Source organism: Paraburkholderia denitrificans, from assembly GCF_042655705.1.
Classification (GTDB): Bacteria; Pseudomonadota; Gammaproteobacteria; order Burkholderiales; family Burkholderiaceae; genus Paraburkholderia; species Paraburkholderia denitrificans.
In genome coordinates this window covers 42,229-67,754 of sequence record NZ_JBHSMP010000037.1, presented here as the reverse complement: position 1 = coordinate 67,754, position 25,526 = coordinate 42,229, and the positions used below count along the sequence as shown (strand labels likewise).

21 protein-coding genes are annotated in these 25,526 nt (G+C 66.4%); 4 read left to right on the top strand and 17 right to left on the bottom strand.

What is annotated here, in order from left to right; all coding sequences use genetic code 11:
* Positions 1 to 37: 37 nt before the first annotated feature.
* On the bottom strand, positions 38 to 112 hold the full coding sequence (gene pqqA / locus ACFPTO_RS22320; protein ID WP_087124130.1) for a pyrroloquinoline quinone precursor peptide PqqA: 75 nt from the start codon (positions 110 to 112) through the stop codon (positions 38 to 40).
* Positions 113 to 458: 346 nt separating this feature from the next.
* Here pqqA and ACFPTO_RS22315 point away from each other — a divergent pair, with 346 nt between their 5' ends.
* Positions 459 to 857, top strand: coding sequence for an FKBP-type peptidyl-prolyl cis-trans isomerase (locus ACFPTO_RS22315; RefSeq protein WP_296658655.1), 399 nt, complete (start codon positions 459 to 461; stop codon positions 855 to 857).
* A 178-nt stretch (positions 858 to 1,035) separates the two neighbouring features.
* On the opposite strand, the gene ACFPTO_RS22310 is transcribed toward ACFPTO_RS22315, so the two are convergent.
* Genes ACFPTO_RS22310 through ACFPTO_RS22300 form a run of 3 tightly spaced genes read right to left on the bottom strand, consistent with a single transcriptional unit; the run spans position 1,036 to position 7,084 of the window.
* Positions 1,036 to 2,571 carry an efflux transporter outer membrane subunit gene (locus tag ACFPTO_RS22310; RefSeq protein ID WP_377714811.1) on the bottom strand — a complete coding sequence of 512 codons (1,536 nt, stop codon included), beginning with the start codon at positions 2,569 to 2,571 and terminating at the stop codon, positions 1,036 to 1,038.
* A gap of 1 nt (position 2,572) precedes the next feature.
* Positions 2,573 to 5,803 carry an efflux RND transporter permease subunit gene (locus tag ACFPTO_RS22305; RefSeq protein ID WP_377714809.1) on the bottom strand — a complete coding sequence of 1,077 codons (3,231 nt, stop codon included), beginning with the start codon at positions 5,801 to 5,803 and terminating at the stop codon, positions 2,573 to 2,575.
* A gap of 15 nt (positions 5,804 to 5,818) precedes the next feature.
* Entirely contained in the window at positions 5,819 to 7,084 is a 1,266-nt protein-coding gene (locus tag ACFPTO_RS22300) for an efflux RND transporter periplasmic adaptor subunit (protein WP_377714807.1), read from the bottom strand.
* A gap of 460 nt (positions 7,085 to 7,544) precedes the next feature.
* On the opposite strand from ACFPTO_RS22300, the gene ACFPTO_RS22295 reads away from it, so the two are divergent.
* Complete coding sequence (locus tag ACFPTO_RS22295) at positions 7,545 to 8,204, top strand: TetR family transcriptional regulator (protein WP_377714805.1); 660 nt, start codon at positions 7,545 to 7,547, stop codon at positions 8,202 to 8,204.
* A 66-nt stretch (positions 8,205 to 8,270) separates the two neighbouring features.
* On the opposite strand, the gene ACFPTO_RS22290 is transcribed toward ACFPTO_RS22295, so the two are convergent.
* The 6 genes from ACFPTO_RS22290 to ACFPTO_RS22265 form a co-directional block, all read right to left on the bottom strand.
* Complete coding sequence (locus ACFPTO_RS22290; RefSeq protein WP_377714804.1) at positions 8,271 to 9,014, bottom strand: CoxG family protein; 744 nt, start codon at positions 9,012 to 9,014, stop codon at positions 8,271 to 8,273.
* 37 nt (positions 9,015 to 9,051) lie between these two features.
* Positions 9,052 to 9,417 carry a DUF427 domain-containing protein gene (locus ACFPTO_RS22285; protein WP_293039847.1) on the bottom strand — a complete coding sequence of 122 codons (366 nt, stop codon included), beginning with the start codon at positions 9,415 to 9,417 and terminating at the stop codon, positions 9,052 to 9,054.
* Between the two features lie 266 nt (positions 9,418 to 9,683).
* The gene (locus ACFPTO_RS22280; RefSeq protein WP_377714803.1) at positions 9,684 to 10,184 is read right to left on the bottom strand and encodes a carboxypeptidase-like regulatory domain-containing protein; all 501 of its coding nucleotides are present in this window, start codon (positions 10,182 to 10,184) and stop codon (positions 9,684 to 9,686) included.
* 194 nt (positions 10,185 to 10,378) lie between these two features.
* On the bottom strand, positions 10,379 to 11,869 hold the full coding sequence (locus ACFPTO_RS22275) for a DegQ family serine endoprotease (protein WP_377714802.1): 1,491 nt from the start codon (positions 11,867 to 11,869) through the stop codon (positions 10,379 to 10,381).
* A gap of 117 nt (positions 11,870 to 11,986) precedes the next feature.
* Positions 11,987 to 13,288: an ATP-binding protein gene (locus ACFPTO_RS22270; protein ID WP_377714801.1), complete on the bottom strand. Its 1,302-nt coding sequence runs from the start codon at positions 13,286 to 13,288 to the stop codon at positions 11,987 to 11,989.
* Between the two features lie 7 nt (positions 13,289 to 13,295).
* Positions 13,296 to 13,958 carry a response regulator gene (locus tag ACFPTO_RS22265; protein WP_377714800.1) on the bottom strand — a complete coding sequence of 221 codons (663 nt, stop codon included), beginning with the start codon at positions 13,956 to 13,958 and terminating at the stop codon, positions 13,296 to 13,298.
* Positions 13,959 to 14,491: 533 nt separating this feature from the next.
* On the opposite strand from ACFPTO_RS22265, the gene dacB reads away from it, so the two are divergent.
* Positions 14,492 to 16,039, top strand: a complete 1,548-nt coding sequence (dacB, locus tag ACFPTO_RS22260) for a D-alanyl-D-alanine carboxypeptidase/D-alanyl-D-alanine endopeptidase (protein ID WP_377714799.1) — start codon at positions 14,492 to 14,494, stop codon at positions 16,037 to 16,039.
* A gap of 123 nt (positions 16,040 to 16,162) precedes the next feature.
* Here the strand turns inward: dacB and ACFPTO_RS22255 are convergent, their stop codons facing one another.
* From ACFPTO_RS22255 to ACFPTO_RS22225, 7 genes are all read right to left on the bottom strand, one after another.
* On the bottom strand, positions 16,163 to 17,185 hold the full coding sequence (locus ACFPTO_RS22255; RefSeq protein WP_377714797.1) for an L-threonylcarbamoyladenylate synthase: 1,023 nt from the start codon (positions 17,183 to 17,185) through the stop codon (positions 16,163 to 16,165).
* A gap of 14 nt (positions 17,186 to 17,199) precedes the next feature.
* A complete protein-coding gene (locus tag ACFPTO_RS22250) occupies positions 17,200 to 18,435 on the bottom strand; it encodes a 5-(carboxyamino)imidazole ribonucleotide synthase (protein WP_377714795.1) in 1,236 nt (411 codons plus the stop codon).
* Positions 18,436 to 18,563: 128 nt separating this feature from the next.
* A complete protein-coding gene (gene purE / locus ACFPTO_RS22245) occupies positions 18,564 to 19,082 on the bottom strand; it encodes a 5-(carboxyamino)imidazole ribonucleotide mutase (protein WP_377714793.1) in 519 nt (172 codons plus the stop codon).
* Positions 19,083 to 19,163: 81 nt separating this feature from the next.
* The gene (locus ACFPTO_RS22240; protein WP_377714791.1) at positions 19,164 to 20,054 is read right to left on the bottom strand and encodes a phosphoribosylaminoimidazolesuccinocarboxamide synthase; all 891 of its coding nucleotides are present in this window, start codon (positions 20,052 to 20,054) and stop codon (positions 19,164 to 19,166) included.
* 244 nt (positions 20,055 to 20,298) lie between these two features.
* Positions 20,299 to 21,363 carry a class II fructose-bisphosphate aldolase gene (gene fba, locus ACFPTO_RS22235; RefSeq protein WP_293039820.1) on the bottom strand — a complete coding sequence of 355 codons (1,065 nt, stop codon included), beginning with the start codon at positions 21,361 to 21,363 and terminating at the stop codon, positions 20,299 to 20,301.
* A 355-nt stretch (positions 21,364 to 21,718) separates the two neighbouring features.
* Positions 21,719 to 23,155, bottom strand: coding sequence for a pyruvate kinase (gene pyk / locus ACFPTO_RS22230; protein ID WP_377714789.1), 1,437 nt, complete (start codon positions 23,153 to 23,155; stop codon positions 21,719 to 21,721).
* A 372-nt stretch (positions 23,156 to 23,527) separates the two neighbouring features.
* Positions 23,528 to 24,727 carry a phosphoglycerate kinase gene (locus ACFPTO_RS22225; RefSeq protein ID WP_377714787.1) on the bottom strand — a complete coding sequence of 400 codons (1,200 nt, stop codon included), beginning with the start codon at positions 24,725 to 24,727 and terminating at the stop codon, positions 23,528 to 23,530.
* A 560-nt stretch (positions 24,728 to 25,287) separates the two neighbouring features.
* Between ACFPTO_RS22225 and ACFPTO_RS22220 the strand changes: the two genes are divergently transcribed.
* The gene (locus tag ACFPTO_RS22220) at positions 25,288 to 25,482 is read left to right on the top strand and encodes a zinc-finger domain-containing protein (RefSeq protein ID WP_293039815.1); all 195 of its coding nucleotides are present in this window, start codon (positions 25,288 to 25,290) and stop codon (positions 25,480 to 25,482) included.
* Positions 25,483 to 25,526 lie beyond the last annotated feature (44 nt).

Genomic DNA, 25,526 nt, shown 5'->3' with positions numbered 1-25,526 from the left:
GGGTCGTCAAGCGCCCAGCACAGCGGCGCGAGCGAGCCTAGCGCGTGGCGATATACATCGTGATTTCAAAGCCGAATCGCATATCGGTATAGGCGGGGGTCGTCCATTGCATGTTAGTGACTCCGTTGTACGCATAACAAGGAAGAGATATGTCGCCGCATACGGAAACGCGCTGCGCGGCAACAATTCTCATGGTAGTCGATATCCAGGACATCGCAATATCCGCTGGAAAACCGCCCCTGCGTGGCCTGCCGTAAAGAGCGTCGGCGCTACGACAAAAGCATGCCGCGCGGCTCTTGTTGTCGCATCGATGCGCCTGTGAGCACGAAGCACACGCGCTCGCGCAGGCTGCGCTGACCCGCAGGCGCCCCGCTTCGCTCGCTTTGTCCGGCGCACCCTCAACCGGGACCCAGCGCGTATCCCGATATAATGCACGAGCCATTTCACGAGGACATCGCATGAAATCCCTGATTGCCTTACTCGCCGCCGCCACCGTTGCATCGACCGCGTTCGCCGCCAACTCCATCGAGAAGTTGCCGTCGGGCGTTGTTGTCGAGCACCTCAAGGAAGGCACCGGCCCGCATCCGACCGCTGACGACGTCGTGCGCGTCAACTATCGCGGCACGCTCGCGAACGGCACCGAATTCGACAGCTCCGCCAAGCATGGCGGCCCCGCGGTCTTCCCGCTCGGACAAGTCATTCCGTGCTGGACGCAAGGCGTGCAGAAAATGCGGGTTGGCGGCAAGGCGAAGCTGACCTGCCCGGCGGCAACCGCTTATGGCGACCGCGCCGTTGGCCCGATCCCCGCGAACAGCAACCTCACGTTCGAAGTCGAACTGATCGGCATCGGCCAGTAATCGAAACGCGAAAGCGCTGAACCGCACGAATCACGCACATCACGCACATCACGCACATCACGCACATCACGCACATCACGCACATCGCGCACATCGCGCACATCGCGCACGATGAAAAAAATACGCCACGGTCTCCCGTGGCGTATTTGCATGAAGCGCCATCGGCTGGCGCAGCGGCTTAACCCGCCTTCGCAGCCGAAGCCGCAACCGGCGCGCTGGCCGCACCGTTGTTGGCAGATTCGTCGGCCGGTGCATCGGCCGGACGCGGCGTCTCGCCCGCATGCTCGATCCAGCCGCCGCCCAGCGCGCGATACAGATCGACCAGATTCGTCAGGCGTGCAAGGCGCGTCTGGATCAGCGTCTGCTGCGACGAATACAGGTCGGTCTGAGCAGTCAGCACCGGCAGATAGCTGTCCACGCCGTTCTTGTAGCGCAGGTCCGAAAGATCCAGACGCCGCTGGTTCGCGAACGTATTGCGCTCGAGCGCCGCGATCTGCTGATCGTAGGTGCCGCGCGCGGCGAGCCCGTCCGCGACCTCGCGGAACGCCGACTGAATCGCCTTCTCGTAGTTCGCAATCTCGATGCGCTTCTCGACGTTCGCGAGTTTGAGATTCGCAATGTTCGCGCCGCCCTCGAAAATCGGCATCGTGATCTGCGGCGCGAAGCTCCATGCCGCCGTGCCCGCCTTGAACAGTCCGCCCAGCGACAGGCTCTCCGTGCCCAGCGCGGCAGTCAGCGAGATCTTCGGGAAGAACGCTGCGCGCGCCGCGCCGATGTTCGCGTTCGCGGCAAGCAGCTGCTGCTCCGCTTCCATGATGTCCGGCCGGCGCGTGAGCAGGTCGGACGGAAGGCCCGCCGGAATGTCGGTCAGCAGATCCTGCGAGCCGAGCGACTGACCTTGTTTCAGGTCGGCCGGCAGCGGCTCGCCGATCAGCAGCACGAGCGCGTTCTCGGCCTGCGCCCGCGCGCGCATCTGCGCCTGCAGATTCGCCTGCGCGGTCTCGACCACCGTCTGCGCCTGGCGCAGATCGAGTTCGGTTCCCGTGCCGTTGTCGAACTGGACCTTCGTGATGTTGTACGAGTCCTGCGCGGTCTTCAGCGTGTTCTGCGTGATCGTGAGCAGATCGTCGTCGGCCAGCATCGTCAGATACTGGTCCGCCACCTGCGATACGAGCGAGATCTCCGCCGCCTTGCGCGCCTCGGCCGTCGCCAGATACTGCGCGAGCGCCTGGTCCTTCAGGCTGCGGATACGCCCCCAGAAGTCGATTTCCCAGGACGCCTGCAAGCCGACGTTATAGATGCTCACCGGATTGCGCGGCGAAGTCTGCAAATCGCGCGGCACCCGCGTGCGCGATTCCGTACCCGTAGCATCGATTGACGGGAAAAGCTCCGCACGCGTGATCTGATACTGCGCGCGCACGGCCTCGACGTTGAGCACCGACACGCGCAGATCGCGGTTGTTCTTCAGCGCGATCTCGACGAGCTGCTGCAGGCGCTGATCCACGAAGAAGTCGCGCCAGCCGATGTCGGTCGCCGCGGCGCCGTTGGCGCTGCGGCCGTTCGGGACGCCGCCGGGCTGCCCCGGCTGCGTCGCATACACGCCGCCCTCGGGATAAGTCTGCGAGACCGGCGCCGCGGGCCGGTGATACCACGGCGCCATCGTGCAACCCGCGAGAAGCGCGGCGGCCACTGCCATTACCGATAGTTTATGCATCTCAGTGTCCTTCCTTGCCCGGGCCGTTACCGCCTGCGCCGCCGCTGCCGTCGCCACCGTTCTCATCGTCGTGGTCGTGCGCGTGGTGCTCTTCGTAGTGCTGGAGCGCAACGTCGGCGTCTTCCTTCTCGCCCGCGAACTTCGCACGGATCACGACGAAGAACATCGGGATCATGAAGATCGCGAGGAACGTGGCGGTCAACATCCCGCCGATCACGCCCGTGCCGATCGCGTGCTGGCTCGCCGAGCCCGCGCCGTTACTGATCGCGAGCGGCAGCACGCCGAGCACGAACGCCATCGACGTCATCAGGATCGGGCGCAGCCGCAAGCGCGATGCTTCGAGCGCCGCCTCGATCGGCCCCATCTTGCCGTCGGCCTGGAGATCGCGCGCGAATTCCACGATCAGAATCGCGTTCTTCGCCGAGAGACCCACGGTGGTCAACAGACCCACCTGGAAGAACACGTCGTTTTCCAGGCCGCGCAGCGTCACCGCGAGCAGCGCGCCGAGCACGCCGAGCGGCACCACCATGATGACCGCGAACGGAATCGACCAGCTCTCGTACAGCGCCGCGAGACACAGGAACACGACGAGGATCGAGATGCCGTAGAGGATCGGCGCCTGCGAGCCCGACTGGCGTTCCTGGAACGACAGGCCGGTCCATTCGTAGCCGATGCCGGCCGGCAGCTTCGCCGCGATCTTCTCCATGGCCGTCATCGCCTGGCCCGTCGACTTGCCCGGAGCCGCCTGACCCTGGATTTCCATCGACGAAATACCGTTGAAGCGCTCGAGCTTCGGCGAGCCGAACGTCCACTGCCCCGCCCCGAACGCGCCGAACGGCACCATCCCGCCCGTCGCGTTGCGCACGTACCAGAGGTCCATGTCTTCCGGCGTCATGCGGAACGGCGCGTCAGACTGAACGAACACTTTCTTGATCCGGCCATCGGTATCGAGGAAGTTGTTCACGTATTGCGACGCCCATGCAATCGAGAACGTCTGGTCGATCGCGGCCGCCGTTACGCCGAGCGCCTGCGCCTTTTCGCGGTCCACATTGACCTTGAACTGCGGCGTGTCGTTCAGGCCGTTCGGGCGCACGAGCGCGAGCGTCGGGTCCTTCGCAGCCATGCCGAGCAGCATGTTGCGCGCTGCCATCAGCTTGTCGTGGCCGAGGCCGCCGCGATCCTGCAGTTCGAAGTCGAAGCCCGCCGCCGTGCCGAGTTCGGGAATCGACGGCGGATTCACCGGAATCACCATCGCGTCCTTGTACGACGCGTAGCGCGCGAACATGCGGCCCACGAGCGCCTGGATTTTCTGATCCGGATGCTGGCGTTCCTTGTAGTCCTTCAGCCGCACGAACACGAGACCCGAGTTCTGGCCGCGGCCCGCGAAGCTGAAGCCGTTCACCGTGAACACCGACTCGACGATGTTCTTCTCGTCGTCGAGCAGGTAATGCTGGATGTTGGCGAGCGTGCGCGCCGTGGTTTCCTGCGTCGAGCCCGAGGGCGTCTGCACGATCACGAACATCGTGCCCTGGTCCTCATCGGGCAGGAACGACTTCGGCAGACGCACGAACAGCATGCCGACCGCGACGATCACCGCGATATAGATGATGAGCCAGCGCCCCGAGCGCTTGATCACGTGGTGCACGCCGCTGTGGTACTTGTCGCGGCTTTTCTCGAAGGTGCGGTTGAACCAGCCGAAGAAGCCGGTCTTCGCTTCGTGATGCCCCTTCGGGATCGGCTTGAGAATCGTCGCGCACAGTGCGGGCGTGAGAATCAGCGCGACCAGCACGGAGAGCACCATCGCCGCCACGATCGTCAGCGAGAACTGCCGGTAAATGGCGCCGACGGAGCCGCCCGAGAACGCCACCGGCACGAACACCGCCGAGAGCACGAGCGCGACGCCGACCAGCGCGCCGGTAATCTGGCCCATCGCCTTGCGGGTCGCCTCGCGTGGCGGTAGCCCCTCCTCCGCCATCACGCGCTCGACGTTCTCCACGACCACGATCGCGTCGTCCACGAGCAGGCCGATTGCGAGCACGAGGCCGAACATCGATAGCGTGTTGATCGAGAAGCCCACCGCCGCCATGATCGCGAACGTGCCGAGCAGCACGACCGGCACCGCGATGGTCGGAATCAGCGTCGCGCGCAGATTCTGCAGGAACAGGTACATCACGAGGAACACCAGCACGATGCCTTCCAGCAGCGTCTTGATCACTTCCTCGATCGACAGGCGCACGAACGGCGTCGTGTCGTACGGGTACTTCACGACGAGACCGTGCGGGAAGTACTTCGACAGGTCGTCGATCTTCTGGCGCACAAGCTTCGCGGTCTGCAGCGCGTTCGCGCCCGTGGCGAGCTGGATGCCGAGACCGGCCGTCGGCGCGCCGTTGTACTTCGTGTCGAAGTTATACGTTTCGCCGCCGAGCGAGATGCGCGCCACGTCCTTCAGGCGCACCTGCGAGCCGTCCTGGTTCACCTTCAGCAGGATGTTGCCGAAGTCTTCCGGCGTGCGCAGCAGCGTCGATTCGGTGATCGTTGCCTGAAACGACTGGCCCGCCACCGCCGGCGTGCCGCCGAGCTGGCCGCCCGCGATCTGCACGTTCTGCGCGCTGATCGCACTCGACACGTCGACCGGCGTGAGGCCGTAGTTGGTCAGGCGGGTCGGATCGAGCCAGATGCGCATCGCGTACTGCGAGCCGAACAGCGTGACCGTACCCACGCCGTCGATCCGGCTGATCGGGTCCTGAATGTTCGACGCCACGTAGTTCGCGAGGTCGTACTTCGTCATGCCGCCGTCTTCGGACACGAACGCGAGCACGAGCAGGAAGCTGCTGCTCGACTTCGTGACCTTGATGCCGAGCTGCTGCACCACCTGCGGCAGGATCGGCGTGGCGAGCTGCAGCTTGTTTTGCACCTGCACCTGCGCGATGTCGGGATTGACGCCCGCAGCGAAGGTCAGCGTGATCGTGGCCGTGCCCGAGTCGTCGCTCGTCGAGGAGAGATACAACAGGTGGTCGAGGCCGCTCATCTGCTGCTCGATCACCTGCGTGACCGTGTCTTCCACCGTCTTCGCGGACGCGCCCGGATAGGTTGCGCTGATCTGGATGGACGGCGGCGCAATGGTCGGATATTGCGCCACCGGCAGCGTGAACACCGACGCCACGCCCGCCAGCATCAGGATGATGGCGATCACCCACGCGAAAATCGGGCGATCGATAAAGAACTTTGCCATGAAGCGGATTCCCTGTTATTGCGCGGCGGAAGCAGCGGGGGCAGCGGAAGCCGGTTGCGCGCCCGATGCGGCGGGTGCGGCGGGTGCGGCGGCGTTCGAGCCCGGCGCCATGTCCGCCGAAGGCGCACCCGGCGGCGGCGGCGGCGGCAGTTGCGCCGCAATCGCCTTCACGCTCGCGCCCGGACGCACCTTTTCGGTGCCCTGCACGATCACGCGGTCGCCCGCATTCAGGCCGTCCTGGACGACCCAGTCCTGACCCTGCGTGCCGCCCGTCTGGATCGGCGTCAGCACGACCTTGTCGTCCTTGCCGACGACGAGCACCGTCGCCTGGCCCTTCTGGTCGTGCTGCACGCCGACCTGCGGCACGAGAAACGCATTGGCGTTCACGCCTTCGACGATGCGCGCGCGCACGAACATGCCCGGCAGCAGCACGCGGTCGGGGTTGTGGAAGATCGCGCGGATCGTCACCGAGCCGGTGGTCTGGTCGACCGTGATGTCGGAGAACTGCAGCTTGCCGTCTTCCTTGTAGGTGCGGCCGTCTTCCAGCACGAGCGTCACCTTGGCGGCGTTCGGGCCGTTCGCCTTCAGGCGGCCTTCCTGGATCTCGCGGCGCAGCTTGAGGCCGTCGAGGCTCGACTGCGTGAGATCGACGTACATGGGATCGAACGTCTGCACGGTGGACATCAGCGTGGCCTGGCTCGCCTGCACGTAGGCGCCCGGCGTGACCTGCGAGATGCCGACCTGGCCCGTGATGGGCGAGACGACGTCTGTATAGCCGAGGTTGATCTGCGCGGTATCGACGGCGGCCTTGCCGGCATCGACATCGGCCTTCGCCTGGCCCTGGGCCGCGACCGCGTTGTCGTAGTCCTGCTTCGACACGGCGTTCGCGGCGACCAGCACCTTGTAGCGCGCGACGAGGGCATTCTGCGTGGCGAGGTTGGCCTGCGCCTTGGCGAGCGCCGCGCGCGCGTTATTGAGCGCGGCGATGTACGGCGCGGGATCGATCTTGTAGAGCCGCTGGCCCGCCTTCACGATCGCGCCTTCGGTGAATTCGCGGCGCAGCACGATGCCGTCGACCCGTGCGCGCACCTGCGCGACGAGGAAGGCGCTGGTGCGGCCCGGCAATTCGCTGACGACCTGCACGGCGCTCGGCTGGACCGTGACGACGCCCACTTCGGGCGTTTGCGGCGGAGGCGCCGACTGCTTTTGCCCGCACGCTGCAAGCACGATGGCAGCCGTCGCGATACTGATTAGGCGGAATGGAACCCGTTCGACGCGCATGGAGCGACCTCTGTCTATCTGTCTATCTGTCTATTACTGACGAAAAAAGCATGCTGCACCCCGCTCGAGGCAGGACGGCGACGCACGCCAGCATGTGGCAATACTTGACGGATACCCCTGACTGCTTTCAAATGCAGCGCCGGTTACCGCCCCCATCCGGACAGCAAAGCGGGGCTGTACAGCGGCGATGCCGACATGACGGCATCGCGCATCGGGATCTTCACGGCCACCTGAACCAGTGACGGATATTAACCGGACGTCACCACTCGAGGCTCAGGGATGGCGGGGTGCTATTATAGATACATTCGCGAATGCATGTAAAAAGCGAACATACCTCCCCAGGGGCAAGCGTCAACACGATTTGCTCACTACACTCGCTTTGTGTGGTCGAAGTCAGGTCGCGAACGTTATAGGTCGCCCGATTCGCTCTTCCTGCAATCCATTAAAAGAACGCTGAAACATGGTCCGACGTACGAAAGAGGAAGCGCTGGAGACGCGTAGCCGGATCCTCGACGCTGCCGAGCAGGTCTTTTTCGAGAAAGGTGTCTCGCGCACGTCTCTTGCCGACATCGCCAAGGCTGCCGGCGTCACGCGCGGCGCGATCTACTGGCACTTCACGAACAAGGGCGACGTCTTTACGGCGATGTTCGACCGCGTGGTACTGCCGCTCGACGAGCTGAAGGCGGCCACGACCGATCCCTCGGAGCCCGATCCGCTCGGGCGTATCCGCGACCTGTGCGTACTGTGCCTGCGCAACACCGCAACCGACACGCGCCGCCGCCGCGTGTTCGAAATCCTGTTTCTGAAATGCGAGTTCGTGGAAGAAATGGGGCCCGTGATGGCGCGCCATCAGTCGACCATGCGTGAGGGGCTGGAGCGGATCCGGGACGGCCTGCGCAATGCGATATCGAAGTGCCAGCTTCCGGCGGACCTGGACGTCGAGCGCGCGGCGCGCGTGCTGCACTCGTTCATCACGGGCGCGCTGCGCGACATGGCGATCCTGCCCGATATCTTCGATGTCGCGACGAGCGCCGACCAGCACGTCGACGCAATGCTCGACACACTGCGCTACAGCCAGGTATTGAGAACCGGAACACCTGCGAAGAAAGAGCCCACCTGAGCGGTTCGGCCGCAGAACGCAGAAGCACGGCGGGGCGCGCACGCCCCGCTGTTTTTGCGACCGTCTTCAGCCGCCCGTGAAGCGCCGCGCCACATAGAGCAGCAGCGCGACGAAGAAAATCAGCGCGGCCCACGCCCACGTCGGCATGGCGTGCGGCGCACTCTCATGGTGCAGCGTGCTTGCCGCACGGCCGCTCAGCGTGCCGCCATATTGCTGCGGGAGCAAATGCGCGCGCCGCGCAACGCCCGCAAGGCTGATCGGCCGCAGGAATACGTGCGTGCGGCGCGGCGCCTGCCCTGCCACGCGATTCGGCCCCGTGCCGTGCTTCGCTTCGACGACAGCGCAGAATTCGGTGAAAAAATCGTCGGCGACTTCGTGGAGCGCGTTTTCCAGCTGGCGCGCCGGCAACTCGGCCAGCGGACCGGTGAGCGTCGCCCACACCGAATAGTCGATGCGCGTGCTCGTGCCCTTGCAGATGCCCGCCGGGCCGCCCGGCTCATCGTCGGCGCGCAGCGCCACGTCGATCTGGCCGCGCAGCGAGCCGATGCCGTCGGCGCGCGCACGAAAGCTCAGTACGCGGCGCGGCGTGAGCGGCACCTGGGCGGCGTCGGCTGCAAGGTGAGCGCGCACTTCGTAACGCGCGCGCAACGGCCCGAGCGGCACGGTGAGCGTCAAGGCGTACTCGCCCGGCCCGAGACGCCGCAACGAATCACAGTGCTCCATGCTCGCTCGCACGAGCGCGCTGTCCTGCAGCGCCCCCCAGACGACAGAGGGCGCAAGCGGAATGCGTAAGGCGTCGTTCAGTTCCATGGCCGCTCCCACGATAGCGCCCGGTAGATCGGCCCGGTCAGGATGTCTGATCGATCCGGTCTACGCGCGAAGCGTAAAACGCCACAAAGTTCTTGATGCCTTCGACGCCGGCGAGCGGCGCCTCGTAGCTCCACGCAACATCTTCGACACGCGTGTCCTCCGTGCGCAGATGGAAATACGACGCCTCGCCCTTGTACGGGCAACGCGTCGTATGCGTGGAACGTTCCAGTCGCGCCATGTTCACGTCGGCGCGCGGGAAATAGAAAACATCCGGGTAACCGGTTTCGGAGAGCGTCAGTGCCGAAAGCGTGTCGGCAATGGTGATGCCGCCGTGAATCACGCGCACGCGATGACGGTTGGCAACGATATCGATGCGATGTTCGGCGTCTGGATTGACCGCCATATCCGGCTCCCTGAATGGTCGCGGCAGTGCCCGCCTGCGCTGTGCACGGCCTTGGGGCCTACGCCGCGCCTGCCTTCGTACGCGGCTCCCCGCTCTTGCTCTTACTCTTGCTTTCGGCCCCGCTCCTGCTTTTGCTCCTGAGCGGGCGGCGGCACGCGCCGCGACCCGCTCATGGCTTCATTATCGGCGAAACTTCGCCGCCTTGTACGAACTTCGATGCGGAGCGTGCGGGCCCGCACGCCCCGCCCGGCGGGGCTGCCGGGTATTCACCAGGTGAACGAGGCGCGCGCGGTGCCGCTCGAACCGACCGTAACCGCGCTCGTTTTCGCGACGCCCGAGTAGCTCGCGTGGACCGAATACCGGCCCGGCGGCACCTTCACGAGCATGTACGGCCCGAGCGACGTGGTATCGAGCACGTTCGTGCCGTGTGCGTCCGCGATCTTCACATGGATGTCGGCGAGATAGTTGCCGCCGGTGCCGGTGAAGCGCAGTGACAGCGGCCAGCGGTGGGCCGCCTGCCGCAGCGCCATCGATTCGTCCTGGCCGACACCGCCCGACACGTACGAGACCGCGCCCTGTTGCTGGATTTGCGGCATGCCGGTGCCGTTGGCGTTGCCCGCGCTCGTGTTGTCGGTGGTCGAGCCGCCGACAGTGCCTCCCGTACTGTTTTGCTGCGCCGCCGCCGTGCCCGCGATGCCGAGCGCGACGGCCGCCAGCAGCGCCGAAGCCGCCGAAGCGATTTGGCGCGAATTCCGGAACGTCTTCATCGTGCCACTCCTTACACGTCCACTACGACGAACAGATGAGCAATTCGCGTGCCTGATGTGCGAAGCGAACGGACGCCGCATACGACACTGCCGCCGGGCCAGAGGCCAACGGCGGCAGTGAACAACGACGGCAAGTAAGCGGCCCGGCGCGCGGCCGGACTCTGGCGGACCATACGGGACAGGATCAGCCGGAATCAGCCAAGATCGACCGGCACGAAGATCTGCGCATTGTCGCGCTGGATCAGCAGCGCAATGCTCTTGCCCGCGTGCGTGACCATGTCCTTGAGCTGCTCGGCGCTCGTCACCGGGCGGCCGTTCACGGCGAGGATCACATCGCCCGGCTGGATGCCCGCGTTCTCGGCCGCGCCGCCGGCCTGTTCGACGACCACGCCGTGATCGACCGACGCGTTGCTCTTCTCGTCCGGCGTGAGCGAGCGCACCGCGACGCCGAGTCGGCCCTGCATCTGCGCGCCGTGCGTATCGGCCGAGGCAACCTTCGTATCGGTGAGCGCACCGATCGTCGCGCTCACGGTCTTCGTCGACTTGTCGCGCCACAACTGAATGTCGGCCTTCGTGCCCGGCTTCATCGAGGCGATCAGCGCCGGCAGATCGGTGGAATCGTCCACGTGCTGGCCGTTCACCGAAAAGATCACGTCGCCGGGCTTCAGACCCGCCTTCGCCGCAGGACCACCCGCGTCGACCGAGCTCACGAGCGCGCCGTGCGGCTTGTCCATGCCGAACGAATCGGCGAGCGTCTGGTTCACCGACTGCACCGCCACGCCGAGGCGGCCGCGGCTCACGTGGCCCGTCTTGACGAGGTCGTCCTTGACCTTCATGGCCTCATCGATCGGAATGGCGAACGACAGGCCCTGGAAGCCGCCCGTCTGCGAGTAGATCATCGAGTTGATGCCGATCACTTCGCCCTGCAGATTGAAGAGCGGCCCGCCCGAGTTGCCCGGATTCACCGGCACGTCGGTCTGGATGAACGGCGTGTAGTTCTCCTCCGGCAGCGAGCGCGACTTCGCGCTGATGATGCCCGAGGTCACGGTGTTGTCGAAGCCGTACGGCGAGCCGATCGCCACGACCCACTGGCCGACCTTGCTCTGGTGCGGATCGCCGATCTTCACAGTCGGCAGGCTCTTCGCGTCGATCTTCAGCACCGCGACGTCCGACTGCTTGTCCGCGCCGACGACCTTCGCCTTGAACTCGCGCTTGTCGGTGAGCTTCACGGTCACGACGTTCGCGCCGTCGACCACGTGCGCGTTCGTGAGGATGTAGCCGTCCGGACTGATGATGAAGCCCGAACCGAGGCTCGCGCTCGGCGTGTCGGACTCGCCGCCGCCGTCGCCCGCGCCCGGGTGGTTCCCGTAGAAGTGCTTGAAGAACTGGTAGAACGGATCGCTCGGATCGATCGGCAGTTGCTGCGCGCGGCCGTGCATCGCGGTCTCTTTGACCATGTGCTTGGCGCTGATGTTGACAACTGCGGGCCCGAAGGTTTCGACGAGGCCGGAGAAATCGGGAACGCCAGTTTTGGCGGCGGCTTCCGCGGGCATCAGCGCCGCGGCCTGCGCCGGCGAAACGAGGTTCGGGGTCGGAACGTCATGGCGTCCGGCTACATAGCCCGCCGACAACGCGGCGGCTACGGCAATCGCCACGGCACTGCGAGTTAAGACTTTTGCGTTCATTGCGGACTCCTTGAAGCGGGGACGTGTTGTGCGTGTTATGACGGAACAAAGACTACGTGGCGTCACTTAAAGGAGTCTTAATCCGGCGCCCCCCACGTAAAAAGTGCGCCGCGGGGTTCAGAAACGCACGTCGACCTGAAGACCGCCCGCCGGCGAATCGCCGAGCGTGATCGTCGCGTTGTGCTGATCCGCGATACGGCGCACGATCGCGAGCCCGAGGCCGGTGCCGGAGACGTCCGTGCGCGCCCGCGAAGCGCCCCCGCCGACGCGGTAAAAACGGTCGAACACGCGCGCGCGTTCGGCGACCGGAATGCCCGGTCCGCTGTCGGCGATGCGCACGAGCGGATGGCCGCCGTCGAGGCGCAGCGCCACGTCGACGCGCCCGCCTTCCGGCGTGTATTTCGTGGCGTTGTCGAGCAGGTTGTTGAGCATCACGCGCAGCGCGTCGGCGTCGCCGTGCACGGTTGCATCGGTGCTCTGCTCGATGCCGAGATCGACGCCGCGCTGCTGCGCAACGGTCGCGCGCGACGCCACGCAATCTTCGAGCAGCACGCGCAGATCGACATCTTGCGCACACACATGGCCGTCCGGTTCGGAGCGCGCGAGCGCGAGCAGCTGTTCGGCGAGCCGCGTCGCGCGCGTCACGCCCGCCTGCAGATCGTCGAGCGCTTCGCGGCGCGCGTCGTCGTCCTTTGCGCGCGCAACCAGTTGTGCCTGGATCTGCACTGCGGCGAGCGGCGTGCGCAGTTCGTGCGCGGCATCGGCGACGAAGGCCTTTTGCGTGTCGCGCGCCTGCGCGAGACGGTTGAGCAGCGCGTTCAGCGCGCGCACGAGCGGCGTGACTTCGCGCGGCAGCCGTTGCTCGGGCAACGGATCGAGCGCTTCGGGATGGCGCGTATCGAGCGCATTCGTGACGCGCGCGAGCGGCTTGAGCCCGCGGCCCACCACGAGCCAGACGGCGAGCCCCAGAAACGGCAGCAGCACGATCAGCGGCCACAGCGTGCGCAGCGCGACGTTCGCCGCGAGACGGTTGCGCACGGAGACGGGTTGCGCGAGCTGCACGAAGTTGTCGCCGACGATCGCGCCATACACGCGCCAGTCGCCGCGATCGGTGCGCTCGGTCGAGAAGCCGAGTTCGGTGCGCGGCGCGAGCGGCACGCGCGGATGCGAGTAATACATCAGCACGCCGTTGCGGTTCCAGATCTGCAGCACGATGCCCTCGTTGCCGGTGTCGCGCGAGCTGAGAATCTCGCTGAACGGCTCGGAGGGCAATGCGTCGGCAATTTCCTGCAACTGGTAGTCGAACAGTTCGTTGGCTTCGGCCAGCGCCTGGCGATAGATCAGCCAGCCCGCCAGCACGACACCCGCGACGACGATCGCGAGCAGCCAGAAAAGCAGTTGTTTCCGGATAGAACTCATCGGCGCGTCACGCTTCCTTCGCGATCATGTAACCGAGCCCGCGCACGTTGCGGATCAGGTCGGCGCCGAGCTTCTTGCGCAGAGCGTGGATATAGACTTCGACCGTGTTGCTGCCGATCTCCTCGCCCCACCCGTACATCTTCTCCTCGAGCTGATTCTTCGAGAGCACCGCGCCCGGGCGCGCGAGCAGCGCTTCGAGCAGCGCAAATTCGCGCGCCGAAAGCGCGATCGGCGCGCCGTCCTGGGTCACCTGGTGCGACGCCGGATCGAGCGTGATCGTGCCGTAGCGGATCATCGACTCGCTGCGGCCCGACTGGCGGCGGATCAGCGCGCGCATGCGCGCGCCGAGTTCGTCGAGATCGAAGGGCTTGATGAGATAGTCGTCGGCGCCTGCGTCGAGACCCTTCACGCGGTCGGCAACCGCGTCGCGCGCCGTGAGGATCAGCACCGGGAGCGCAAGGCCGCGCGCGCGCAGCGTGCGCAGCACGTCGAGCCCGTCCTTTCTCGGCAGGCCCAGATCGAGCAGCAGCAGATCGTAAGATTCGCCGGTCACGGCGGTGATGGCGGCGTCGCCGTCCTCGACCCAGTCGACCGCGAAGCCGTCGCCGCGCAGCGCTTTACGCACGCCCTCGGCGATCATGCGGTCATCTTCGACAAGCAGTATTCGCATCGTAATGAATTGGCAAAGAGGCGCTGCGTGACGGTGGAGCGGGCGCCGGATTGGGGCAGATGGGTGCATTCTAGCGCCCCCGGCCCCCGCGCCACCGTCACGCCACCCCGGCGCCACCCCCGCTCCACCGCCAGGCCGGTCGGCTTTCGCGCATGCACCGGGGTTTTTGTCGCCGCACGATGCGCGCGCGCCGCGCGAGGTCTTTACAATTGTCGCTTTTGCGGCGCGCGGCGCTGCGGTGCGACGCGATCCGCCCGGCTTGCACGATGCGCATCGCGTCGCGCGGTGCGCCGCAACCCGGATTCGCGCGTGCGCGCGGCGAGGCGTTAGCAACAGATCGTGCCCACCGCCCGCCGCGCGCCCCTTGCACTGCCCGTATTCATCTGACGCTCCACATGCTCCCTGCTTCGCTGTCCCGCCTTCGCAACCTGTTGCGCCCTGTGTTGCGTCCCGGGTTGCGTCCCGTCCCGCCGCGCGCCGCGCACATGGCGGGCGCGCCATCCGCTACACGCGTAGCCGCACCTGTGCGCGCCATGTTCGTCCTGCGCCTTGCCTGCGCCGCACTGGCCGCGGCGAGCCTCGGCATGCCCGCCGCGCAGGCGCAGCCGAAAGGCGCGCGCCTGCCTTCGGTCAACGTGAGCACCGTGCTGCCGCCGTCCGTGATGGCGGGCCTCGAACGCGCGCACGTGCCGCTCTCGGCGGTGAGCGTGGTAATCGAAAAAATCGGCGACCGCCAGCCGAGCGTGGCCGTCAACGCAGGCCAGCCGATGATGCCCGCCTCGACGATGAAGATCGTCACGACGTGGACCGGCCTCGCAATGCTCGGCGCCGACTACCGCTGGCACACGAGCGCGTTCACCGAAGGCGAGGTCGACGCGAGCGGCACGCTGCACGGCAATCTCTACATCAAGGGCACGGGAGACCCGAAACTCGTCCCCGAAGAGCTGATCGATCTCGCGCAGAAGATCCGCGCCGCGGGCATCGCGCACATCGACGGCGCGCTCGTGCTCGACAAGAGCGAGTTCGACGCCTCGACGCGCGACCTGCCGCCGTTCGACGACGACGCCGAGGCCCCCTACAACGTCGGCCCCGATCCGCTGATGTACGCGTTCAAGTCGGTATCGTTCACGTACTCGCCGTCTCCCGATGGCGTCTCGATCAGCATCGTGCCGCCGGTCGCGCAATGGCAGATCGACAACCGCATCCGCGAGCACGGCGGCAAATGTGTCGGCATGATGCCGTCGCCGCAGATCGCACCGGGTGCGAACGGCACCGTGACCGCAAGCTTCGACGGCAGCTACGCCGCGCGCTGCGGCGAGCGCACGCTCAACATGGCCGCGCCCGTCAATCACACCACGTTCTTCACCGACGGCTTCCTCGCGCTGTGGCAGCAGGCGGGCGGCACCTTCAGCGGCACGGTGCGCGAAGGCGTCGTGCCGCCGGGCGCACGCCTCATTGCCGTCCATCAGAGCCCGCCGCTCGCCGACGTCGTCCACGACATCAACAAGTTCAGCAATAACGTGATGGCGCGCAACCTGTTTCTCACGCTCGGCGCCGTCGAGGGCAAGGCGCCCGCGACCACGACGAAAGCTGCCGCCGCCGTCAAGGCGTTCCTGCGCAAGAGCGGCGTCTACGCGCCCGAGCTCGCGCTCGAAAACGGCTGCGGCCTCTCGCGCGACGAGCACATCAGCGCGCTTTCGCTCGCGTCGCTGCTGCAGGCCGCGAATGCGAGCCCCGTCGCGCAGCCGTTCGTCGATTCGCTGCCGATCGCGGGCGTCGACGGGACGATGCGCCGCCGCCTCACCAATACCCCTGTGGACGGCAACGCGCACATCAAGACCGGCACGCTGCGCGACGTGCGCGCAATTGCGGGCTACGTCGCGGCACGAACGGGCGAAACGTGGATCGTCGTGAGCCTCATCAACGACCCGCACGCGGCAGGCGCGCGCGAAGCCCACGATGCGCTGCTCGAATGGGTCTACAAGGGCATGCCCGAAGAAGCGCCGATGTACGTGCAGCGCCATCCGAAACGGGCGGCGAAGCACATCCGCAAGAGCCCGCAGCGCCGCGTGGCGCATTGAAGACGCGGGCAAGCCCGCAGATTCGGCACGCGTCGCACGAAAAAAAAACCGGTTCTCGCGAACCGGTTTTTTTGTATGCACAGGTGAAGCTAACGTGCCGCGAATGTGCCGATATCGAGCCCGCTATTCCCGCGCCTCGAACGCCGCCGCCGCCCTTCCGAGCCGATCATTCACGGCGATCCAGTCGAGCGTTTCGGGCAGTTTTTCGATCAGGATACGCGCGACGTTCGCACGATCGAGCGCCCGCAGCAAGCCATAGAGTTCGCGTGCGTACAACTGCGGATCTTCCGGCGCGGCGACGAAATGCACGCCCGGCGCGCTCGCCCATGCTTGCGCGCGCGATGCGCGGGCCACGAGCGCCACGGTCTCGCCGTTCTCGCGCGCCGCGCTCAGCAGCGGCTCCAAAGCCTCGAACGGCAGCAGCGCGAGCGGCGTGCGCGGCGCGTAGTGCGCCTTCAGCGTCCCCGAGGCACGCGGCGCCGTGGCATCCGATCCGTCCGGCAGACGCGGCGCCTCGCCGAGCACCCGCGCGATATCGTGCGGCGTGATGTGGCCCGGGCGCAGCAGCGCCGGAAAGCCGCGCGAGAGATCGAGAATCGTCGATTCGATGCCCACATCGCTCGCCCCGCCGTCGAGCACATGCACGTCCGCACCGAACTCGTCGCGCACATGCTGCGCGGTGGTCGGGCTCACATGGCCGAAGCGGTTTGCCGACGGCGCCGCGACACCGCCATGACCTCCGCGGCGCGCCGAAAACGCGGCGAGCAGCTTCTGCGCGACCGGATGCGACGGGCAGCGCAAACCGACCGAATCCTGACCGCCGCTCACGGCATCGGGGATGCGCGGGTGGCGCTTGACGATCAGCGTGAGCGGGCCGGGCCAGAATGCGGCGACGAGCTTGCGCGCCGACTCCGGCCACTCGGCGGCCCAATACTCGGGATCTGCGCCTGGCGGCAGATGCACGATTACCGGATGATTCGCGGGCCGCCCTTTGGCCGCGTAGATGCGAGCGACGGCGTCAGGGTTCGCGGCGTCGCCGCCGAGGCCGTAGACGGTCTCGGTCGGGAACGCGACAAGCTCGCCCGCGTCGAGCAGCGCGGCGGCGTGCTCGATTTCGGCATCGGTGGGATACGGCTGACCGGTCATGACGTCGTGCAACCTCAGCTCGTGGCGATATGCAGCAAACGCGCGCAGTCGCGCGCGGCCACACGCGCTTCGTCGAGCGTCGGCGCCGTGAAGTTCACATGGCCCATCTTACGTCCCGGACGCGCATCTTCCTTGCCGTACAGATGCAGACGCGCGGCCGGCATGGCCGCCACCTGATCCCACGGCGGCGTGACGGGCACAGCGCCTTTCTGCGCGCGCACGCCACCTGCACTGCCCGGACCGCTTCCACCGGCGGCGAACCACACATCGCCGAGGATGTTCAGCATCACGGCCGGCGAGTGCTGACGCGTGTCGCCGAGCGGCATGCCCGTCATCGCGCGCACCTGCTGCTCGAACTGGCTCGTGGCGCACGCATCGACCGTGTAGTGACCCGAGTTGTGCGGACGCGGCGCCATTTCGTTGGCGACGATCGAGCCGTCTTTGAGGATAAAGAATTCCACGCACAGCACGCCCACGTAGCCGAGCTTCTCCGCGATCTGCAGCGCCGCCTGCTGCGCCTGCTCGACGAGCGCGGCGCTCGCATCGGGCGCGGGCACGATCGTGTGCGACAGCACGCCGTTGCGGTGCGTGTTCTGCGCGAGCGGATAGACAGCGCTCGCGCCGCTCGCGCCGCGCGCGATCAGCGCCGAGACCTCGAACTTCAGCGGCAGACGCTTTTCCAGCACGCACGGCACGCCGCCGAGCGCGGCATGCGCCTCGCGCACGTCCTCGGCGTTGCCCACGCGCACCTGGCCCTTGCCGTCGTAGCCGAGCCGCGCCGTCTTCAGAATGCCCGGCAGCACAGCGGCAAGCGCGGCGTCGTCGATGGCTGCCAGCGCCTGCGACGACTCGATCACCACGTGCGGCGCAACCGGCACGCCCGCGGCGGCAATGAAGCGTTTTTCGGCGATGCGGTCCTGCGCGACGGCCACACAGCTACCGGAGGGACTCACGAAGGTCGATTTGGCAAGCGCGTCGAGGCTCGCGGCGGGCACGTTCTCGAACTCGGTCGAGATGGCGGCGCACAGGCGCGAAAGCTCGGTCAGCGCGGCTTCGTCCTCGTAGGCGGCGCGCAGATGGCGGTCGGCGACCATGCCGGCCGGGCTCGCCGGATCCGGATCGAGCACGGCGACGCGGTAGCCCATCGCCTGGGCGGCAAAGCAGAACATGCGGCCGAGCTGGCCGCCACCCACCATGCCAAGCCAGGCGCCGGGCAGGATCGGTGAAACCGGAGTGTTGTCAGGGGTCATCTCAGTGGTCGGTCGCGGCTGGCGCGGCGCTGCGAACGGCGCACGGGCCAGGCCGGGTTGAATGTCGAAGTTGAGCGTCGAGGTCGAACATCAAAGCGAGGCGCGCTGCCGTGCCCCGGCGGGGGCGCTCACAGCGCCGGCAACACCATCGCGTGTGCAGCTTCGTTCTGGCGCACGCGGAAAGCCGCGAGCTTGTTCGCGTATTCCGTGTCCGTCACGCTCAGGATCGACACGGCGAAGAGCGCCGCGTTGGCCGCGCCCGCCTCGCCGATGGCGAAGGTCGCGACCGGCACGCCCTTGGGCATCTGCACGATCGAATGGAGCGAATCGACGCCCTTCAGATACCTGCTCGCCACCGGCACGCCGAGCACCGGCACGGTGGTCTTCGCGGCCAGCATGCCCGGCAGATGCGCCGCGCCGCCCGCGCCCGCGATGATCGCCCGCAGGCCGCGCTCGCGCGCCTTTTCGGCGTACTCGAACATTTCGTCGGGCATGCGGTGCGCCGAGACGACTTTCGCCTCATAGGCGACGCCGAACTCCTGCAGGACCGCAACCGCCTGCTTCATCGTTTCCCAGTCCGAGCTGGAGCCCATCAGTACGCCGACGAGCGGCGCCGCATGCTGGTGAGCCGTCTGTACTTCGCTCATTTGCTTCCTTTCCCCGGGATGCGCGCGCTCGCGCGCATCCGTCGACGTTAATTCACGCTGATTCGCGTCAGGCGAGATGCCTCAGGCGAGCGTCTGGCCGGTGAGGCGCTCGAGCGCCTCCTGATACTTCGCGGACGTCTTCTCGATCACCGCGCCCGGCAGCTTCGGCGCCGGCGGCTCCTTCTTCCAGTCCTGGGTTTCGAGCCAGTCGCGCACGAACTGCTTGTCGAACGACGGCGGGTTCGAGCCCACCTGATACTGGTCGGCGGGCCAGAAGCGCGACGAATCGGCGGTGAGCGCCTCGTCCATCAGATACAGCTTGCCGTGATTGTCGAGACCGAATTCGAACTTGGTGTCGGCGATGATGATGCCGCGCGTCGCCGCGTAGTCGGCCGCTTCCTTGTACAGCTTGATCGCCGTTTCCTTGATGGTGCGCGACAGCTCGGTGCCGATGCGGCGCTCCATCTCCTCGTACGTGATGTTCTCGTCGTGGTGGCCCATTTCGGCCTTCGCCGCGGGCGTGAAGATCGGCTCGGGCAGCTTCTGCGCATTCTGCAGGCCCGGAGGCAACTGCACGCCGCACACGGCGCCCGTGGCCTGGTAATCCTTCCAGCCGCTGCCCGCCAGATAGCCGCGCACCACCGCCTCGACGAGGATCGGCTCAAGGCGCTTCACGACGACCGCACGGCCGCGCACCTGCTCGACTTCATCGGGCGCGACGACGGTTTCGGGATCGACGCCGGTGAGGTGGTTCGGCACGACATGTTCGAGCTTGCCGAACCAGAAGTTCGCCATCTGGTTCAGCACCTGGCCCTTGCGCGGAATCGGCTCGCCCATGATGACGTCGAACGCCGACAAACGGTCGGTCGTGACGATCAGCAGCTTGTCGGTGCCCACGGCATAGTTGTCGCGGACCTTGCCGCGGCCGAGGAGCGGCAGCGAGCGGAGCGTGGATTCGTAGAGGGTAGACATCGTCGTGATTCGCTATTTAACGTGGCGGGGCCGGCGCAAAACCGGACCGAAAGGGTAAACCGGGTAAACCGAAAGGGTAAATCAAAAAGCCAGTCGCCGTTCCCCAGACCGGCGGATACGGCGACGATCCTGCTGCAGGTTGCTTGCACAGGATGTTGCGCAGAACGTCGCGCGGCCGGCCGGTCGTGCTGCAGGCGCTGCGGGTGCTGTAAGCGCTGCGGGCAAGACCGGGGCGCGCGGCGCATCAGCGAACGATCTGCGCGAGTTCGCCCGACTTGTACTTCTCAGCGATCTTGTCGAGCGACACCGGCTTGATCTTGCCGGCCTGGCCTTCGCAGCCGAATGCCAGATAACGGTCCACGCAGACCTTCTTCGCGGCTTCGCGGGCCGGCTTCAGGTAGTCGCGCGGGTCGAATTTTGACGGATTCTCGAACATGTAGCGACGAATCGCGCCCGTGATCGCGAGACGCAGGTCCGTGTCGATATTGACCTTGCGCACGCCGTGACGGATGCCTTCCTGGATTTCCTCGACCGGCACGCCGTAGGTTTCCTTCATGTCGCCGCCGAATTCGCGGATTTCCGCCAGCAGCTCCTGCGGCACCGACGACGAACCGTGCATCACGAGGTGCGTGTTCGGAATGCGCGCGTGGATTTCCTTGATGCGCTGGATCGACAGGATGTCGCCCGTGGGCTTCTTCGAGAACTTGTACGCGCCGTGCGAGGTGCCGATTGCAATTGCCAGTGCGTCGCACTGCGTGAGCTTCACGAAGTCGGCGGCCTGCTCCGGATCGGTCAGGAGCTGCTCGCGCGTCATCGTGCCCTCGGCGCCGTGACCGTCTTCCTTGTCGCCCTTCATCGTTTCCAGCGAACCGAGCACGCCCAGTTCCGCCTCGACCGTGACGCCGATCGAGTGCGCCATGTCGACGACCCGGCGCGACACGTCGACGTTGTATTCGTACGATGCGACCGTCTTGCCGTCGGCTTCCAGCGAGCCGTCCATCATGACGCTGCTGAAACCGCTGCGGATCGCGCCCATGCACACCGCGGGCGACTGGCCGTGGTCCTGGTGCATGACGACGGGGATATGCGGATACGACTCGATGGCGGCTTCGATCAGGTGACGCAGGAACGGCTCGCCCGCATATTTGCGCGCACCCGCCGACGCCTGCATGATCACCGGCGCGCCGACCTGGTCGGCTGCGGCCATGATGGCCTGAACCTGCTCCAGGTTGTTGACGTTGAACGCGGGCAGGCCATAGCCGTGCTCTGCCGCATGGTCGAGCAGTTGACGCATTGATACGAGAGGCATTGTGCTACTCCTTTGATTTAAAACGAATTCCTACGTCACGCCAGCCATCTTGCGTGGCCGGTCGAAGGCGGCCTGGCAGCCGCCGCCCGCATGCTCGCCGCGGGCGCAATGGCGTGATTTTATCGCGAAGCCAGCCCGCTCCCGGGGCAATCGCGTCAGCGGCATGAAAATGCCATGTCAGGGCGTCCTGACGGCAAGCGGGCAGCGGACTGACATCGGGATGGCGTCGGACGGGCAATCGAGCTGACAAGCCGGCTGAAAAGCGGACTGAAAAGCAGGCAGTCCGCGCGGCCTCTCGTACGCGCGGACTGCGGCCGGATTCATGTGCGAACCGGGTCAAACTCGCGATCGAACCTTACAGCACGTCTCCCACACGGACGATCTTCAGCGTGTTGGTGCCGCCAGGCTGCCCCATCGGCTCGCCGACGGTCAGCACCACCACGTCGCCGCGCGACGCATAGCCCTTGCTCACCACCACTTCGACGGCCTGCTGGAGCGCGGTGTCGCGGTCCGTGCTGGTGTCGAGGTGCAGCGGCGTGACGTTGCGGTAGAGGGTCATCGCGCGCTCGCTGCCGGTGCGCGGCGTGAGCGCGAAAATCGGCACGTGAGTCCAGTGACGCGACATCCACAGCGCCGTCGAGCCCGAATCCGTGAGCGCCACGATCGCCTTCGCGCCGAGGTGGAACGCCGTGAAGAGCGCGCCCATGGCAATCGACTGGTCGATGCGCGTGAAGGTGCGGTCGAGGAAATCCTTGTCGAGCTCGGACTGCTCGGACTTCTCGGCTTCGAGACAGATCGCGGCCATTGCCTCGACCGTCTGCACCGGGTACTTGCCCGCCGCCGATTCCGCCGAGAGCATCACGGCGTCGGTGCCGTCGAGCACCGCGTTCGCGACGTCCGACACTTCCGCGCGCGTCGGCACGGGCGCATAGATCATCGACTCCATCATCTGCGTGGCCGTGATGACGAGCTTGTTCGAATCGCGCGCCATGCGGATCATGCGCTTTTGCAGCGCGGGCACGGCGGCGTTGCCGACTTCGACCGCGAGATCGCCGCGCGCGACCATGATGCCGTCCGACGAATCGAGGATCTCCTGCAACGCGGGAATCGCCTCGGCGCGCTCGATCTTCGCGATCATCTTCGGCTTGATGCCGTACGGCGCCCCCGCGATATTCGCGAGCTGGCGCGCCATTTCCATGTCGGTTGCGTTCTTCGGGAACGACACGGCGATGTAGTCCGCGCCGAGCGACATCGCCGTGCGGATGTCCTCCATGTCCTTCGCGGTCAGCGCGGGCGCGGTGAGGCCGCCGCCCTGGCGGTTGATGCCCTTGTTGTTCGACAGGTCGCCGCCGATGCGCACGGTCGTATGGATCTCGCTGCCGATCACGCGGACGACGTCGAGCACGATCAGGCCGTCGTTGAGCAGCAGCGCGTCGCCAGACTTCAGGTCGCGCGGCAGATCCTTGTAGTCGAGACCGACGCGTTCTTCGTTGCCGAGTTCGCAGTCGGCGTCGAGGATGAACGGCATGCCGGGTTCGAGCGCGATCTTGCCGTTCTCGAATTTGCCGACGCGAATCTTCGGGCCTTGCAGGTCGGCCATGATCGCAATCTCGCGACCTGCCTTGCGGGCGCATTCCCGCACGCTGTCCGCACGCTGGCGGTGATCGTCCGCCGTGCCGTGCGAGAAGTTGAGGCGCACCACGTCGAGTCCCGCGCGAATCATCTGCAGGAGGACGTCCGGCGAGCTGGAAGCCGGACCGATGGTTGCAACAATCTTGGTGGCGCGATGCATGAGTCTCCTCGTCTGGAAAAGATCGCTGGAAGAAACGTTGCTGCGAGAAGGACCGACCGGCTCACCCGCACCCGCGGTGTGGCCGAAACGCGCGCCGGTGAAATACAGCGTCGCTTTGTGCGAGCGCGCCATCCGCGCGGCGGCCGCTTCGGCCGCGCGCGCTTCGCGCCTCGGGGCGGCGTGCTCGCCGCGGTGTGCAAGCGCGCATTGTGCGCGCCGCGTCCGCGGCTGCCGCCGGAAATCCTGCGTTGGCCAGCCTGGCTGGCCGTCTTTGTGGCCGCCGTTTGAGCATGGCAGGCGCGCCCGGCGCGCCTGCCGCCACAGTCGAACTGACACGCGCCCCGCCGCTACCGCCGGGGCGCGCCGTGTCGCTTACGAAGCTGCCCGGGTTTCGAGCACTTCGACAGCCGGCAGCTTCTTGCCCTCAAGGAATTCGAGGAACGCGCCGCCGCCGGTCGAGATATAGCTGACCTCGTCGTGAATGCCGTACTTCGCGATGGCCGCAAGGGTGTCGCCGCCGCCTGCGATCGAGAACGCCGACGACTTCGCGATGGCCTGCGCGAGCGTCTTCGTGCCTTCGCCGAACTGGTCGAATTCGAACACGCCCACCGGGCCGTTCCATACGACCGTGCCGGCCTGTTCGAGCTGCGAGGCGAGCGCCTTCGCGGTCTGCGGGCCGATGTCGAGGATCAGGTCGTCGTCGGCGACGTCGGCCACAGCCTTGATTTCAGCCTTCGCGTCCGCAGCGAACGCCTTCGCGGTCACGACGTCGCTCGGAATCGGCACCGAGGCGCCACGCGCGCGCGCCGCGTCGATGATGACCTTCGCTTCGGCGACGAGGTCGGCTTCCGCGAGCGACTTGCCGATCTTCAGGCCGGCCGCGAGCATGAACGTGTTGGCGATGCCGCCGCCGACGATCAGCTGATCCACTTTTTCCGCGAGCGACTTGAGGATGGTGAGCTTGGTCGAGACCTTCGAGCCCGCGACGATCGCCACGAGCGGGCGCTTCGGCGCGCCGAGCGCCTTGCCGAGCGCGTCGAGTTCGGCGGCGAGCAGCGGGCCCGCGCAGGCGACGCTCGCGTACTTCGCGATGCCGTTCGTGGTGGCTTCGGCGCGGTGCGCGGTGCCGAACGCATCGTTCACGTAAACGTCGCAGAGCTTCGCCATCTTCTGCGAAAGCTCGTCGGAATTCTTCTTTTCGCCCTTGTTGACGCGGCAGTTCTCGAGCAGGACGACGTTACCCGGCGCGACGTTCACGCCGTTTTCGACCCAGTTCGCGACGAGCGGCACATCGCGGCCGAGCAGGTCGGACAGACGCTTCGCGACGGGCGCGAGCGAGTCTTCCGGCTTGAATTCGCCTTCGGTCGGACGGCCGAGGTGCGACGTGACCATGACGGCCGCGCCCGCGGCGAGCGCGGCCTTGATGGCCGGCACGGAAGCGCGGATGCGGGTGTCTTCGGTGATGTTGCCCTGGTCGTCCTGCGGCACGTTGAGGTCGGCGCGGATGAACACCCGCTTGCCGTTGAGCTTGCCTTCGGAGATCAGATCGGAGAGACGCAGAACCTGGTTCATGGACTTGACTGTGCGTGATGGTGGGAAGGCGGTGACAACGCGATGCCCGGGCGGCTGCGGACCTGGCGCGGCGTGCACGGCGCGGGATCCGGAATCTGGGGCCGTCCCGGGTCGCTGCTCGTGGCCTTGCCTGATATCCGGCGAACGCGACGAAAGCCGGCATCGAATTGCGAGACCGGTATTTTAGCCGATCGCCAGACCGATCCGAGACGCCCTTCGGCGAATGTGCCGAGCGGGTCCGATCAGATATCCCGCCGCATGTCCCGTAGCTGGGCGCTTGCCGTGAGGCACGGCCATTTTGGCACGTTTTCGTCTTGTTTTTTTCGCGATGCCCGATGATGCTTTTTCCCGGAGGCATTTGGCACCTGTTTTGGGCGCCTTTCAAACACCTTTGCATGCGCTGGCCGACTGGCGCGCCGAGGCGTGACATAAAGCGTCCTCAGGCGCCCGCGAGGGCCCGTGTATACGCCAAATGGCGCTAGAATGCACGTTTGCCCGCTGCGGACGCCGAAGCTGCCGCTGCGCTACGGTCCACAACGAGCGTTACGAGAATTGTCCTCATGAGCGAAATCAAGGAAATGCCGCTGGTCGAACTGTCGGCCAAGGATCTGCCCGCGTACTGCCCGAATCCGTCGATGCCGCGCTGGAGCAACCATCCGCGCGTCTTCCTCGACGTGACCCACGGCGAAGCGCGCTGCCCCTACTGCAGCACGCGCTACAAGCTGCGCGACGGCGAGGTCGTGCACGGCCACTGAGCGCCCCGCAGTTCCCGGGTGTGCCCTTGTTTCGCTGTGCATCG

Excerpts from the sequence above, each read along its gene's own strand:
- ACFPTO_RS22315 (WP_296658655.1), top strand. The coding sequence starts at position 459 with ATGAAATCCCTGATTGCCTTACTCGCCGCCGCCACCGTTGCATCGACC.
- ACFPTO_RS22310 (WP_377714811.1), bottom strand. The coding sequence starts at position 2,571 with ATGCATAAACTATCGGTAATGGCAGTGGCCGCCGCGCTTCTCGCGGGT.
- ACFPTO_RS22305 (WP_377714809.1), bottom strand. The coding sequence starts at position 5,803 with ATGGCAAAGTTCTTTATCGATCGCCCGATTTTCGCGTGGGTGATCGCC.
- ACFPTO_RS22300 (WP_377714807.1), bottom strand. The coding sequence starts at position 7,084 with ATGCGCGTCGAACGGGTTCCATTCCGCCTAATCAGTATCGCGACGGCT.
- ACFPTO_RS22295 (WP_377714805.1), top strand. The coding sequence starts at position 7,545 with ATGGTCCGACGTACGAAAGAGGAAGCGCTGGAGACGCGTAGCCGGATC.
- ACFPTO_RS22290 (WP_377714804.1), bottom strand. The coding sequence starts at position 9,014 with ATGGAACTGAACGACGCCTTACGCATTCCGCTTGCGCCCTCTGTCGTC.
- ACFPTO_RS22285 (WP_293039847.1), bottom strand. The coding sequence starts at position 9,417 with ATGGCGGTCAATCCAGACGCCGAACATCGCATCGATATCGTTGCCAAC.
- ACFPTO_RS22280 (WP_377714803.1), bottom strand. The coding sequence starts at position 10,184 with ATGAAGACGTTCCGGAATTCGCGCCAAATCGCTTCGGCGGCTTCGGCG.
- ACFPTO_RS22275 (WP_377714802.1), bottom strand. The coding sequence starts at position 11,869 with ATGAACGCAAAAGTCTTAACTCGCAGTGCCGTGGCGATTGCCGTAGCC.
- ACFPTO_RS22270 (WP_377714801.1), bottom strand. The coding sequence starts at position 13,288 with ATGAGTTCTATCCGGAAACAACTGCTTTTCTGGCTGCTCGCGATCGTC.
- ACFPTO_RS22265 (WP_377714800.1), bottom strand. The coding sequence starts at position 13,958 with ATGCGAATACTGCTTGTCGAAGATGACCGCATGATCGCCGAGGGCGTG.
- dacB (WP_377714799.1), top strand. The coding sequence starts at position 14,492 with ATGTTCGTCCTGCGCCTTGCCTGCGCCGCACTGGCCGCGGCGAGCCTC.
- ACFPTO_RS22255 (WP_377714797.1), bottom strand. The coding sequence starts at position 17,185 with ATGACCGGTCAGCCGTATCCCACCGATGCCGAAATCGAGCACGCCGCC.
- ACFPTO_RS22250 (WP_377714795.1), bottom strand. The coding sequence starts at position 18,435 with ATGACCCCTGACAACACTCCGGTTTCACCGATCCTGCCCGGCGCCTGG.
- purE (WP_377714793.1), bottom strand. The coding sequence starts at position 19,082 with ATGAGCGAAGTACAGACGGCTCACCAGCATGCGGCGCCGCTCGTCGGC.
- ACFPTO_RS22240 (WP_377714791.1), bottom strand. The coding sequence starts at position 20,054 with ATGTCTACCCTCTACGAATCCACGCTCCGCTCGCTGCCGCTCCTCGGC.
- fba (WP_293039820.1), bottom strand. The coding sequence starts at position 21,363 with ATGCCTCTCGTATCAATGCGTCAACTGCTCGACCATGCGGCAGAGCAC.
- pyk (WP_377714789.1), bottom strand. The coding sequence starts at position 23,155 with ATGCATCGCGCCACCAAGATTGTTGCAACCATCGGTCCGGCTTCCAGC.
- ACFPTO_RS22225 (WP_377714787.1), bottom strand. The coding sequence starts at position 24,727 with ATGAACCAGGTTCTGCGTCTCTCCGATCTGATCTCCGAAGGCAAGCTC.
- ACFPTO_RS22220 (WP_293039815.1), top strand. The coding sequence starts at position 25,288 with ATGAGCGAAATCAAGGAAATGCCGCTGGTCGAACTGTCGGCCAAGGAT.